Genomic DNA, 13,599 nt, shown 5'->3' on the forward strand with positions numbered 1-13,599 from the left:
ATCCCACCGCCCGAGCGAGGTGCAGCCGCCGACCCTTCAGGGCTGGGCCGGGGACCTCTGACCCGCTGGTTGCCGGTGCTTTTCCAGGCCCCGACCGAGCCGCCCGAGGTCCAGCCGTTCGAGGCCGGCGCGGGGACCACGGCCGGCCGGTTCCTGGTCCGCGTGATCCTCTCCGTACGGCGGATCACCGTTCCGGCAGCGCTGGCAGCGGTCGTGTGGCAGGTCGGCGAGGCGGCCGTCCCGGTGGTGATGGGGATCGCGATCGACCGCGCGCTGGCCACTGGTGACGCGGGCCAGCTGGTGCTGTGGATCGGCGTCCTGGTGGGCTTGTACGTCGCGCTGACCGGGGCGGCGAAGATCGCCACCCAGCTGACGGCGTACGCGATCCAGCTGCTGCAGCACCGCCTCCGGAGCACGCTCTCGACCGGCGTACTGCATCCGGTCGGCGGTGGCGCCCATGCGCCGGACGGCGGGGTCGTCTCGGTGATGACCAACGACGTCGCCCGGATGTCCAACGGGGTGCAGCTGGTGATCATGCCGGTCGCGCGGATCACGACCATCGGGTTCATCGCGGTGTCACTGCTGACGACGCACTGGCTGCTCGGGCTGGCGGTGCTGGTGGGGGCGCCGGTCGCTGTGTGGTTGATGGGCGTGCTCAGCGAGCGGCTGTCGCGGGACACGCGTGAGTACCAGGGGTTGCTGGCGACCACCGTTGGAATGGCGACGGATGTCGTGGCGGGGTATCGGGTGGTCAAGGGGATTCGCGCGGAGACCGAGGCGACCAGGAGGTACCGGCAGGCGAGTCAGGAGACGCTCGTCGGGGCCAAGCGCAATGCGGGGTTGCTGGGGAGATTTCTGATGGGGTCCGGTGTGGTCACCGGGGTCTTCGTTGCGGCGGTGATGGGGCTCGCGGGTTGGTTTGCCGTGGACGGGCAGCTGAGCGTTGGCGAGCTGATCGCTGCTGTCGGGCTCGCGCAGGCTCTGCTGCCGCAGATCCAGTCGATCGCGAACGACTCCATTCCCAATCTCGCGGGGTCTCACGCCTCGGCCGCGCGAATCCTCGAAGCGGTGCAAATCGGCGTGGCGGTGGTGCCTGAGTCTGAAGACCCGACCTGGCCGGAGGTATCGCAGCTGCCAGTGCTGGAGATTTCAGCAGACAGCATGACCGTTCGGGTGGAGCCTGGTGAACTGGTGGGACTGCGCACCGACGACCTGACCGCCGCCCGCCTTGCGGAGGCGCTGCTCGATCCGCGTGAGTCCGGCGAGCTGACCGTACGCCTCGACGGCATCGCCGCGCGTGAGCTGACCGCCCACGAGTACCGCTCGCGCGTCACCTTCACACCGCACCGCGTCGTCCTGTTCGGCGGCACGATCCGCGACAACCTCACCGCCACCGCGGCGACCCCCGAGCTACTCACCGCCGCAGTGCGCGCCGCGGCCTGCGACGACTTCGCCGCCGACCTCGACCTTCCGGTCGGCGAGGACGGCAACCGGTTCTCCGGCGGTCAGCTGCAGCGACTCGCGCTGGCCCGAACCCTGGCGAGCGACGTACCGGTGCTCGTGCTGCACGACCCGACCACGGCGGTCGACTCGGTCACCGAGCACAAGATCGCGGAGCGAATGCGCGACCTGCGATCGGGCCGCTCGACGCTGCTGATCACCTCGTCTCCCGCGTTGCTGAGCAGCTGCGACCGCGTGGTCGACCTGCTCGTGAACGCGCCGGTGCCCGCAGGGACAGCGCGGTGACCGGGCACGCGCTGCCGGTCGCGAGCGGCAGGGACACGGCCAAGGAAGTATGGCGACTCAGCCGCGGGCACCGGCTCCGGCTCGCCACCGTCGGCGTGCTCGGGATCGTCAGCACCGGCGTCAACGTGATCCCGCCGGTGATCATCGGGTTCCTCGTCGACCGGGTGCGGGCAGGTACCGCCGACGTCGGCACCGTTCTCATCGTCGCCGCCGTCATGATCCTCTCGGCAGTGCTCGGCGCGGCCGGTACGGCGGTGACGATCGTGCTCGCCACCCGCGTCTACCACACCATCCTCGCCGCGCTGCGCGAACAACTCGTCGCCCGCGCGATGACGCTCCCGCAGCACCTCGTCGAACGCGCCGGTACCGGCGACCTCATCTCCCGGACCAGCGACGACGTCACCGCGGTGGCCGATGCCGCCCCCGCGGTGATCCCCGCGCTGACCGTCACCGCGTTCACCATCGTCGTGTCGCTGGGCGGCCTGGCGGCGCTGGAGTGGCCGTACGCCGTCGCGTTCGCCGTCGTCCTGCCCGTCTACTTCCTCGTCATGCGCTGGTACCTCCGGATCGGCCCGCGGGTGTACGGCGCGGAACGTGCGGCGATGAGCGCCCGGGCGCAGCAGATCCTCGAGTCGCAGCGCGGCTACGCGACCGTGCTCGGGCTCGGCCTCGCCGAGCAGCGGCACCAGACCGTGATGGCCGCGTCCTGGGGCGTCGCGATCTGGACGCTTCGGGCGCGCGCCGTCCAGGTCATGCTGAGTCTGCGCCTGAACCTCGGCGAGTGTCTGAGCCTGGTCACCGTGCTCGTCGTCGGCTTCGTCCTGATCGACGCGGACGCCTCGACCGTCGGCGCGGCCACCGCCGCGATGCTGCTCGTCCTGCGGCTGCTCGGACCGGTCAACGAGCTCGTGTTCGTCGTCGACGATCTCCAGTCGGCGCTGGCGTCGCTCAACCGCATGGTCGGCGTCGCCACCATCCCGGAGGAAGCGGACGAGCCGGCGCTGACAGCGGACCCGGGCGTCGCCGTACGACTCCAGGACATCGGATTCCGGTACGGCGACGGCCCGCGCCTGTTCGAGAACCTCAGCCTCGACGTCCCCGCCGGCCAGCGCGTCGCTGTGGTCGGTGCCTCCGGGGCCGGCAAGACGACGCTCGCCGCCGTCATCGCCGGCATCCATCTGCCCGATGCCGGAACAGTCGCTCAGCCCGGCCGTACGACGTTGATCACCCAGGAGACGCACGTGTTCGCCGGCACGCTGCGGGACAACCTCACGCTGGCCGCTCCCGGGGCGACCGACGATGACATCCACGCGGCGCTGGACGCCACCGGAGCAGCCGGTCTGATCGACCTGCTGCCGGACGGTCTCGACACGACGATCGGTACCGGCGGTCAGCTGCTGACCGATGCACAGGCTCAACAGGTCGCGCTCGCGCGGCTCCTGCTCGCCGACCCGGAGCTGGCGATTCTCGACGAAGCGACCGCCGAGGCGGGCTCCACCCACGCCGGGTTGCTCGACCGTGCAGCCGACGCAGTACTGCGGGGACGCACCGGGCTGGTGATCGCGCATCGCCTGTCCCAGGCCGCGACCTGCGACCGGATCGTCGTCATGGAGCACGGCCGGATCATCGAGACCGGAACCCACGACGAGCTGGTCGCGGCAGGCGGTGTGTACGGCGGCCTCTGGAGTGCGTGGGAGGCCGGACAGAGCACGAACAACAACTCAGGAAGGACTCGGTCATGACGGGAAACGTTGTCGGCACACCGGACAACACGGCGGTGCGGACCGCGTTGTGGCGCGCCCTGCACACGCAGGTCGACGAGGCGCCGCACGTCCTCGACGACGTGCTCGGCGCGCGGCTGGCGCAGGACGACGACGGCTGGCGCGAGCGTGGCGACATGGTCCCGGCCGGCTCCCGGGGCAAGCGCGCCACGATCGTCGGGCGGGCCCGGCTGACCGAAGACCTGGTGGCGGAGGCTGCGGCCCGCGGCGTGGACCAGTACGTGATCCTCGGCGCCGGTCTGGACACCTACGCCCAGCGTCATCCCGACACGACGATGACCGTCTTCGAGATCGACCAGCCGGAGACGCAGAGCTGGAAGCGGAACCGGCTGATCGAGCTCGGCCAGGACCTCCCGGACCGGTTGCGGCTGGTCCCGGTCGACTTCGAAGCCAACGACGACTGGTGGGAGCGGCTGCAGGAGGCCGGCTTCGATCCCTCGCGTCCCGCGGTCGTCTCCTGGCTCGGGGTCACCATGTACCTGACCGAAGAGGCCACGACGGCGACCCTGAAGCGGGTGGCGAGTCTGCCGGCCGGTTCCTCGCTGATCCTGACGTTCTTCCTTCCGCTAGAGGACCTCCGGCCCGAGGACGTGGCGATCCGCCGAGCCTCCCGGGAGGGCGCCCGGCGTTCCGGTACGCCGTTCATCAGCTTCTACACCCCCGGCCAGGCCGTCGAACTGACGCGTCAGGCCGGTTTCGCCGAGGTCGAGCACATCTCCGCGACCGGCCTGGCCGATCGCTACTTCGCGGGCCGGTCCGACGGCCTGCGTCCCTACAGCGGCGAGGAAGTGCTGATCGCCACCGTGACAACGAACGAGGAGTTCTGATGAGACTGTCCAGCGAGCAGATGATCGCCGACATCGCCGACGTCCTGTACGTCGAGCCGGCCGAGATCGATCACGAGCTGAGCCTGCGCGACCAGGGGATGGACTCGGTCCGGCTGATGGACCTGGTGGAGCGCTGGCGGACCGCTGGTGTGGAGCGGATCGACTTCATCACGCTGGCCGAGGACTCGCGGCTGGAGCACTGGGTCGAGGTCATGGAGAAGCTCCAGAACGGCGAAGAGGTCGCTTCCTGACCCTGCGGTGGAGCGCTCGGCCGGGTCGTCGTGGACGACCCGGCCGGTACTTCAGCTCACGGCGCGAGCACGCGCAGCGTGTTGCCCCAGCCCACGACCGACTTCTCGATCAACCGCAGCCCGGCGTCGGCGATGACCGTCTCGAGCTCGTCCGCGGTGCGGTAGCCGGACCCGTGCAGTGTCAGCCGCAGGATGTCGAGCTCGGCGTCGTGCTCGTCCAGCTCGTCGGGATCGAACGTCGACTCGACCAGCAGCACCCGGCCGCCCGGACGCAGACTCGCGGCGGCCCGCTGGAGAATCAGACTCGCCTCCGCGTCCCGGTACTGCCCGAGCGTCTCGATGACCAGTACGGCGTCCGCCGGCTCGGTCTTCTCGAACACCGACTGCTCGACGATCCGGATCCGGTCGCGTCGGCTCGCGTCCGCGATGCTGACCGGAAGGTCCTCGCGGAACCACCTGGCCGCGGTCGGCAGCGCCACGACGGTCACCCGGGCGTCCGGGTGCTCGGCGGTGAGGAAATCGGCGTGGACGCCGGCGCCGGTCGCGTGCACGACCACCTCGCCGACACCCGCCAGGGCGGGTGACTTCGCCAGCGGCCCGGCCAGGACCTGGACGAACCGGGACTTGTTCTCCAGGTACTTGTGCTCGAACGTCGCGTCGCCGCGGAGGGCGTCCCAGTCCCTCCCGGTCACCGAGTCCAGCACCGGTTGATCGTCGCGGACCGCCGCCTCCACGCCGAAGAACGCCTGCGACATCCGGGCCTCGACGCCGGTGGAGAGCAGGTGGTCGAGCACGGTCTCGGTGGTCAGGAACTCGCCGGTCTCGGTGAGCTTGTACTCGTCGCCGACGCGTTCCACCAGCTCGATCGCCTCGAGGTACCGCAGGAACTTCGCCAGCGAGCGTTCCTTCGCGCCGGTGTGCTGAGCGAGCGCGGGCAGGGTGCGTACGCCGCGGCTGATGCAGTCGGCGATGCCGAGGTTCGCGGCCGCCCGGATCGCCAGCGGCGGCAGCAGTTCGGACATCTCGTGGAACTTCTCGAAGGCCTCGTCGTTGCGCTCCGGGTCCGGCAGCGAGGGGTCTTCGTCCAGCGCGACGACCTCCGCGCGCCGCCAGTAGCCGGTGAAGTCGATGTCGGCCTTGTCGACCCCGCGCTCTTCGATGAGGTACCGCCGCAGGTCCCGTACGACGGACTGCTCGCCGGCGAGCCAGGCGAACATCGAGCCCTCGCGCTGGCCGGCGTCCCGGACCGCCCGCAGCAGCAAGGGTTCCGCGCCCGCCGCCTGTCCGTTCCGCACGATCCAGGTCACCTGGACACCGGGGCGAGCCGGGAACTCGATCCGGTGCGCCTCCTCGGCCACCTCGATGAACACCTCGGCCTGGGCGTCGGCGGGCAGTTCCGTGAGCAACCGGTCGATCGCCGGGATGGCCGTGTCGTCGCCGACGACGAGGAACCAGTCGTACCCCTCAGGCTGCCCGTAGGTGACCGAGGGGCCGCCGACGTGGATGCGGTCGCCGGGGTTCGCCCGGTACGCCCAGGTGGTGGCGACGCCGACGCCGTGCTTCACGAAGTCGATGTCGAGCTCACGGGTCTGCGCGTCGTACCGGCGGACGGTGTAGACCCGCCACAGCGACGGCGGGTCGGCCGGCCACTTGTACTTGCCGTCCTTGTAGGTCGGGAGGATCGGGTCGGTCTCGCCGGGGTACGGGAAGATCAGCCGGACACTGTCGTCGAAACCGTCGGCCGAGAACGCGGGGAAGGCCGTCCCGTCGCTCGCGGTGAACGCTCCCAGCTGGTCACCGGTCACCGTCACCCGGCGCAGGCCGGGCGTGATGTCGACGACCCGCGCCACCTCCAGCTCGCGCAGGACGATGGTGTGGACGACGGACGGGCGGGCACGACGCGGCACGCTGACTCCTCATTCGTTGGCCTTGAACTCGTCTGCGACGGCTTCGCGGAGGTCGGTGACCGCCTGGTCGGTGAAGCCGAGGAAAGTGATCGTGGTGCTGGTCGGTGCGAGGCGGTACCGGATCACCGCGCGGTACAGCTGCTCGGTGCCTTCTGGGGCAGGCGATCCGTTGTCGTAGATCCGTGTGACGAGTACCGCGGGGGAGGGGATACGCCGCAAGGCTCTGCGGCCGACCTTGTTGTGGTAGCGGAGCAGCGCCAGCTCGGTGGTTCGGGCCGACTCGGTCTCGTCGAGGGCGACGGTGGCGGTGAACGGACCGATCGCGGTGCTGTCGGGAGTCAGCGAGACCTCTTCGTCGACCACGCTGATTCCTGCAGTGTGCAGCGCGTTGCGGATGGCTTTGCTGACGACGTCCTCAGCGAGGCAGCTGTCCCAGTCGAACCTGAAGATGTTGCCAGCAGCAAACACCTGTACGTCGTCGGTCTGCGCTTTGGCGAGCAGGTCCTTCCAGCGATCGAGCCTGTCGGTGGCGACCGCGTCGCCGGCTGCTTCGATGGCTTCGAGCGCAGGGACGAGCGCTGATGGGCGGGACGTTTCGTCCTGCCCAAGGGCTTCCGCCAGCCGGTGCAGTGACGCCCGGTCGACGATCGCCGCGTGGACGGCGAGCACCGCCTCCGTCAGGGAGTAGGCGAGGGCAGCCGGACGACCGGCCGAGATGTCGACGAGATCGACGACGGCCGCTCTGAGTGCGTCGACGTCGCCGGCTAGCTCCACGGTTGGTGGCTCGACCGTCTCGGCAGGCAGCAGGTGGGTGAACCAGAGCCGCCTGCTGCCGGTGTCGACCGACAGGCGAAGCGCGTCCGTGGTGGCAACGAGTTCGCGGAAGGACGATTCGCTCACCGGTCTGCGGATGACTTCGGTGAAGACGTACTCGTCAGGGGCAGGGTCCGCCTCGCGCAGGCGCTCGAGAGCAGCTGAGGTCGGGACGAGGACCGGCACGGACGTGACGGCGGCGGATGGCTCGACCAGCGCCGCGAGGGCGCCGATCGTCCGTCCCACGAACACCTCGGACAGCTTGAAGGTCAGACCGTGCTCACGAGCGAAGGCCACCAGGCGGGCCGCGGAGATGCTGTCGCCGCCCAGGCGGAAGAAGTCGTTGTCCACGCCGAGCTCGACGCCCTGATCGAGTTGCAGCACGTCGCGGAAGACGCCGGCGAGGGCGATCTCGGTGTCGGTCTCGGGCGCTCGGCCGTCGGCCGCGCCTGCCCCCAGCTCCGGCTGCGGCAACGCGCGGCGGTCGAGCTTTCCGTTCGCCGTGACCGGGAAGCGGTCCAGGTGCACGAAGACCGCGGGCACCATGTAGTCCGGCAGCGACTCGGCGAGGTACTCCCGCAGTACGGCGTCGTCGGCGTCGGTGACGACGTACGCCGCGAGGTACTTCCCGCCTGCGGGATGATCCAGGGCGGCGATCGCCGCACCCGAGACTGCCGGGTGCTGTTCGAGGACCGCGCCGATCTCGCCGAGCTCGATCCGGTTCCCGCGGATCTTCACCTGGTCGTCGCTGCGGCCGAGGTACTCCAGCCGTCCTTGTGCGTTCCAGCGCACCACGTCGCCGGTGCGGTACAACCGGGCACCGTTGTCATCAGCAACGAATCGGCCGGCGGTCAGCGCAGCGCGAGCGACGTAGCCGTCCGCGAGCTGCGCGCCGCCCAGGTAGAGCTCACCCGCCACGCCGACCGGCACCGGACGCAACCAGGTGTCGAGAACCCGCGTCGTCGTGTTCGCCACCGGGGCACCGATCGGCACTCCCACCGCATCGACGAGGTCGGCCTGAACCACCGGGTGCGCGGTCACGTCCACCGCGGCCTCGGTCGGCCCGTAGAGGTTGTGCAGCTCCGCGCTCTTGAACAGGGCAAGGGCGCCGGCCGCGGGGGAGACGGGAAGTGCCTCGCCGGAGCAGAAGACCCGGCGTACCGAAGTCACCGACGCCGCGTCCGGGTTCGAGGTGAGGAAGGCTTGCAGCATCGACGGGACGAAATGGGTGACTGTGACCGCGTGACGATCGATCACCTCGAGCAGGTACTGCGGGTCCTTGTGGCCGCCGTCCTGCGCCACGACGACCGTCGCGCCGGTGACCAGGGGCAGGAAGAACTCCCACACCGACACGTCGAACGTGAACGGGGTCTTCAGCAGCACCCGGTCCTGCGCGCCGATCTGGTAGTCGTCGCGCATCCAGTGCAGGCGGTTGACGATCGCTTCGTGGGTGACCTGAACGCCCTTGGGGCGGCCGGTGGTGCCGGAGGTGAAGATCACGTACGCGGGGTCGGTCGGGAGCAGCGGACGCGATGGTCGTGGTGGGTCGACCACACCGGCGGCGAGACGTCGCCGCACGGTCTCGTCGTCGATGCAGAGGGTGCGCACCGGATGATCGGCGTACCGTTCGGTGACCATCACCCGCGGTTGGGCGTCCTCGAGGATGTGCTTGACGCGTTCGGCGGGGTAGTCGGGATCGATCGGCACGTACGCCGCCCCGGCGCGGATCACCCCGGCCAGCGCGACCACCAGGTCGGCCGAGCGCGGGAGAGCGACCGCGACCCGATCGCCGACCCGCACGCCCTCCTCGACCAGCCGGTGGGCGAGTGCGTTGACCCGTGCGTCGAACGCGCCGTACGTCAGCTCGGTGCCGTTGTCGGCGACGACCGCGACGGCGTTCGGGGTCGCCGCGACCTGGCGGCGTACCAGCTCGTCGAGAGTCGTCGTGGGAACGTCGACCGCTTCGCCACGCGACCAGGTGTCGACCTGTGGCGACTCCAACAGGTCGAGGTCACCGAGCCGCGCCTCCGGGCCGGCGGCGATTGCCTTCAGCACCGAGGTGAAGACGGCAACGAACCGCTCCGCCGTGGCGCTGTCGAACAGATCGGTCGCGTAGGCGAGTTTCCCGCTCAGCTCGCCGGGCGCGTCGAAGAGGTCGAGGTCGAGATCGGTCTTGACCGCGCCGACCGCCGCGGCAGCCCGGGTCGTCGTGGTGTTCCCGATCTGCAGGCCGCCCGCGCGGTTCTCGATGACGCGGTGGGTGAGCATGATCTGGAAGAGCGGGTTGCGGCCGACGGACTGCTCGGTGCCGAGCGCGCGGGCGATCTCCTCGAACGGCGCGGCCTGGTGCTCGAACCCGTCGAGCACCGTACGCCGGGTCTGCTGCAGTACGTCGGCGATCGAGTCCCCGGCGTACAGGCGGTGGCGGATCGGCAGCGTGTTCACGAAGTACCCGACCAGGTCTTCCAGGCCGTCTTCGGTACGCCCGCCGACCGGTGAACCGATCACGACGTCCGTACCGGCGCCCAGCATCGAGACGGTCAGCGCGGTCGCGGCCTGGAGCGTCATGAACATGCTCACGCCCTGCGCGTCCGCGACCCGGCGCAGGCCGTTCGCCACCGACGGATCGACGGTGAAGCGGAGATCCGCACCGCGGTGGGTCGGTGCCACCGGCCGGGCCCGGTCCAGCGTGATCGTGGACTCGTCGGGGGCGTCCGCGAGGACCTCACGCCAGTAGGTCAGGTGCTGGGAGAGCAACGACGTCGGGTCCGACGCCGTACCCAGGACCTCACGCTGCCAGAGCGCGTAGTCGGCGTACTGCGCCCGCAAGGGCGTCCAGGTCGGCTCCTGCCCAGCGGCCCGCGCTGTGTACGCGGTCGACAGGTCACCGAGCAGTGACGGGAACGACCACTCGTCCACGGCGTGGTGGTGGACGGCGACGACGAGCACCCGGTCGTCGTCGCCGGTACGGAACAACGCGACCCGGATCGGGAGGTCGACCGCGAGATCGAACCCGGTCTGGATCACCGCGCTCACGCGGCCGTCCGCGTCTGTGGTGTCTTCGACGAGCAACTCGACGCGGTCGGCCGCTTCGTTCGCCGGTACGACGACCTGACAGAGCACGCCGTCGTCCTCGACCAGGAGCGTGCGCAGTGCCTCGTGACGAGCGACCACGTCCCGGACCGCTGTGCTCAGCACGGCGGAATCCAGCTCGCCGTGCAGACGCAGCACCACCGGCACGACGTACCGACCGCCTGGCCCACCGAGCTGATCGATCAGCCAGAGAGACTGCTGTCCGTAGGACACGGGGAGGACGGCCGGGCGGTGGAGATCGCCGATCCGTGGCCGGAGGGCTTTGGCGGTTGTGGTCGCCCGGGCGAGTTGGCTGATGGTGGGGTGGTCGAAGACGTCGCGCAGGGTCAGCGCGGTGCCGAGCTGTGCGTTGGCGCGGGCGACGACGCGGGTGGCGAGCAGCGAGTGCCCGCCGAGGCGGAAGAAGTCGTTGTCGACGCCGGGGTCGGTGTCGAGGTGGAGGACGTCGCGGAAGATGCCGGCGAGGGCGATCTCGGTGGCGGTCTCTGGTGCCCGGCCGTCGCTCGCGGTTGCGGCGAGGTCTGGTTGGGGGAGTGCGTGGCGGTCGAGCTTCCCGTTCGGCGTGGTGGGGAGTTCGTCCAGCCGCACGAGGGCGGTGGGCATCATGTAGTCCGGCAGCGACTGGGCGAGATGCTCGAACAGTGCAGCGTCGGCGACCCCCTCGGCCGCCGTCGTGACATAGGCGGCGAGATACTGACCGCCGGCCGGGTGATCCAGCGCGACGACCGCGGCACCTGATACCGCCGGGTGCTGTTCGAGAACCGCGCGGATCTCGCCCGGTTCGACGCGGTGGCCGCGGATCTTCACCTGGTCGTCGCTGCGGCCGAGGTACTCCAGCTGTCCTTCGACGGTCCGGCGGACCAGGTCACCGGTGCGGTACAGCCGGGTGCCGTTGTCGGAGGCAACGAATCGGGCGGCCGTCAGACCCGGACGGTGAAGGTACCCGTCTGCGATTTGTACGCCACCGAGGTAGAGCTCACCTGCTGCTCCGACGGGCGCCGGGCGCAACCACGGGTCGAGGACCTGGGCGGTGGTGTTCGCGACCGGCGTACCGATCGTTGTGTTGCCGATGGCCGCGGTGCCGTCGCCGGTGACTTCGCTGGAGCCGTAGAAGTTGTGGAGGGTTGCTTGCGGTGCGGCGGCCTGCATGGTCTTCGCGACGCCTGCGGTGAGTGCTTCGCCGGAGGAGATCCAATGCTGGATCGTGGCCAGCGCCGTGGTGTCGTGGCGGATCAGAACGTCGGCGAGGCTGGGGACGGTCAGCAGGTGCGTGACCTTGTGGCGGGCGATGGTGTCGAGCAGGCCGGCCGGGTCTTGCGCGATTTCAGCCGGTACGACGACCACTCGGGTGCCGGCGATGAGCGGGCCGAACAGCTCGGTGACGGCGTCGACGAAGCCGATACCGCTCTTTGACAGCGCCACGCTGTCTGCGGTGTAGCCCAGTACTTGTTGCCCCCAGGCGAGGCGGTTGACGAGTGCGCGGTGGGTGAGGGTGACGCCCTTGGGTTTGCCGGTGGTTCCTGAGGTGAAGATGACGACGGCGGCGTCGAGTGAGTTCAGTGGCCTGGACAGTATCGGGGCGGTTTGCTCGTGCCGTTGTTCAGCGAGTAGCTCGGCGGTGATCGTGAGGCTGGGTGCGGCCACATCGAGGATGTGCTGGATGCGCTCCGCGGGATAGCCCGGATCGATCGGCACGTAGGCCGCGCCGACCCGCAGCACGGCCGCGAGGGCCACGACGAGGTCCACCGAGCGGTCCATGGTGATCGCGACCCGGTCGCCGACCTGGACGCCTTGGTCGACGAGGAGGTGGGCGAGCGCGTTGACCCGCGCGTCGAACTCGCGGTACGTGAGTTCGATGCTGTCGGCAACGATCGCGACAGCGTCCGGGCTCGCGGCTGTCCGGCGGCGCAGCAACTCGTCGAGCGTCGCGTCGGGAACGTCGAGCAGCTCGCCGCGCGACTCCGGGGCCTCGGCACTCGGTACGAGCTCGTGCAGGATCTGGTCGAGCGGTCCGTCGAGGACGGTGTCGAGGAAGCGGCCGAACTGTTCGGCGTGCCGATGGGGATCGCTGTCGGCGGAGCCCGCGGACAGTTCGAGCCGGATCCCGGTGTCCGGCGTGCGGTAGACCGCGAGATCGAGCGATCCGACCGGCCCGGTGCTGATCGTCTCGGACTCGCCCAGACCGGCCGGCGACTCGAACAGTCGGATGTTGATCGTCGGAAGCCCGAGGTACGACGCTTGACCAGCCGGCCAGGCACGGGCGATCTGGTGATCCTCGACCGCGGTGTGCCGCCGGGAGGTCTTCAGCTGCTCGGCGACGACCCCGAGGACCTGCCCGAAGGTGTCGTACGGACTGATCTCGGTGACCAGCGGGATCGCTCGCGAGAGCGCACCCGGGGTCTTCAGCGACTCGCGGTCGTCGCGCAGCATCAAAGGGACCCGGACCGCGACGTACTCGCGGACCTCGGCCAGCGCGGTGTAGACGCCCCACAAGGCGATCAGGGCATCGGTCCAGGAGACCCGAGCCGCGCGGGCGAACTGCTGAACCCTCGCGTAGGTGTCCTCGGGTGTCGGGACGACGACCGACCGAGTGGAGGAGACGAAGACCGCGGAGAGGTCTTCGGAGTGGTCGGCGCCGTCGATCCCGAGGACGCCGTTCCAGTACGCGACATCGTCGTCGGAGCTGAGGTCTACGACGGGTTTCAGGCTGCCGAACCAGCGGTCGGGGACCGGGCCGGCGGCTTGGTAGATCTCGGTGACGCGGCGGATGAACAGGGAGATGCTGTAGCCGTCGACGAGCAGGATGTTGGTGACGAGGATCCAGGCCCAGTCGCCGTTGTCGCGGCGGACCAGCGTCGAGCTCGTTGCCGGTTCCGCTGTGCCTTTGAGGTGCTCGCGGGCCAAGGCCCGGATCTCCTCGTCGCCGTGGCCGGCGTTCACGACCGTCGTTGGCAGCGTGGTGGTCGGGTCGACGTACTGGAACGGGACGCCGTCGTCCTCGCCGAAGCGGACGCGGAGCGCGTCGGTTTCTTCGAACGCCGTACTCACTGCGGACGCAAGAGCGGCGGGGTCGATGGAGCTGTCGAGCCAGATCAGCTGGCCGGCGCTGAAGACGGAGGACTCGGGTGCGAGGTTGCGTGCCACCCAGTTGCCCCGCTGGCTCGCGGTCAGCTCCATGCGC

The 13,599-nt window shown here is 69.9% G+C and carries 6 protein-coding genes; 4 read left to right on the forward strand and 2 right to left on the reverse strand.

All coding sequences use genetic code 11. The features are described 5' to 3' along the window. Positions 1–75 precede the first annotated feature (75 nt). The 4 genes from ACZ6Z4_RS25185 to ACZ6Z4_RS25200 are packed head-to-tail and all read left to right on the forward strand — an operon-like array spanning position 76 to position 4,605. Positions 76–1,746 carry an ABC transporter transmembrane domain-containing protein gene (locus tag ACZ6Z4_RS25185; protein WP_465569082.1) on the forward strand — a complete coding sequence of 557 codons (1,671 nt, stop codon included), beginning with the start codon at positions 76–78 and terminating at the stop codon, positions 1,744–1,746. Continuing rightward, positions 1,743–3,488 carry an ABC transporter ATP-binding protein gene (locus tag ACZ6Z4_RS25190; RefSeq protein ID WP_465569084.1) on the forward strand — a complete coding sequence of 582 codons (1,746 nt, stop codon included), beginning with the start codon at positions 1,743–1,745 and terminating at the stop codon, positions 3,486–3,488. The genes ACZ6Z4_RS25185 and ACZ6Z4_RS25190 overlap by 4 nt, the downstream gene beginning before the upstream one ends. Next, entirely contained in the window at positions 3,485–4,354 is an 870-nt protein-coding gene (locus ACZ6Z4_RS25195) for a class I SAM-dependent methyltransferase (RefSeq protein WP_465569087.1), read from the forward strand. The genes ACZ6Z4_RS25190 and ACZ6Z4_RS25195 overlap by 4 nt, the downstream gene beginning before the upstream one ends. Then, entirely contained in the window at positions 4,354–4,605 is a 252-nt protein-coding gene (locus ACZ6Z4_RS25200) for a phosphopantetheine-binding protein (protein WP_465569089.1), read from the forward strand. The genes ACZ6Z4_RS25195 and ACZ6Z4_RS25200 overlap by 1 nt, the downstream gene beginning before the upstream one ends. A 56-nt stretch (positions 4,606–4,661) precedes the next feature. Here the strand turns inward: ACZ6Z4_RS25200 and ACZ6Z4_RS25205 are convergent, their stop codons facing one another. Both ACZ6Z4_RS25205 and ACZ6Z4_RS25210 read right to left on the reverse strand, forming a co-directional pair. Beyond that, the gene (locus ACZ6Z4_RS25205) at positions 4,662–6,512 is read right to left on the reverse strand and encodes an SIP domain-containing protein (protein WP_465569091.1); all 1,851 of its coding nucleotides are present in this window, start codon (positions 6,510–6,512) and stop codon (positions 4,662–4,664) included. A 9-nt stretch (positions 6,513–6,521) separates the two neighbouring features. Continuing rightward, complete coding sequence (locus ACZ6Z4_RS25210) at positions 6,522–13,595, reverse strand: amino acid adenylation domain-containing protein (protein ID WP_465569093.1); 7,074 nt, start codon at positions 13,593–13,595, stop codon at positions 6,522–6,524. Positions 13,596–13,599 lie beyond the last annotated feature (4 nt).

The sequence above is a fragment of the Kribbella sp. NPDC104740 genome (assembly GCF_055583505.1).

Excerpts from the sequence above, each read along its gene's own strand:
- ACZ6Z4_RS25195 (WP_465569087.1), top strand. The coding sequence starts at position 3,485 with ATGACGGGAAACGTTGTCGGCACACCGGACAACACGGCGGTGCGGACC.
- ACZ6Z4_RS25210 (WP_465569093.1), bottom strand. The coding sequence starts at position 13,595 with ATGGAGCTGACCGCGAGCCAGCGGGGCAACTGGGTGGCACGCAACCTC.
- ACZ6Z4_RS25200 (WP_465569089.1), top strand. The coding sequence starts at position 4,354 with ATGAGACTGTCCAGCGAGCAGATGATCGCCGACATCGCCGACGTCCTG.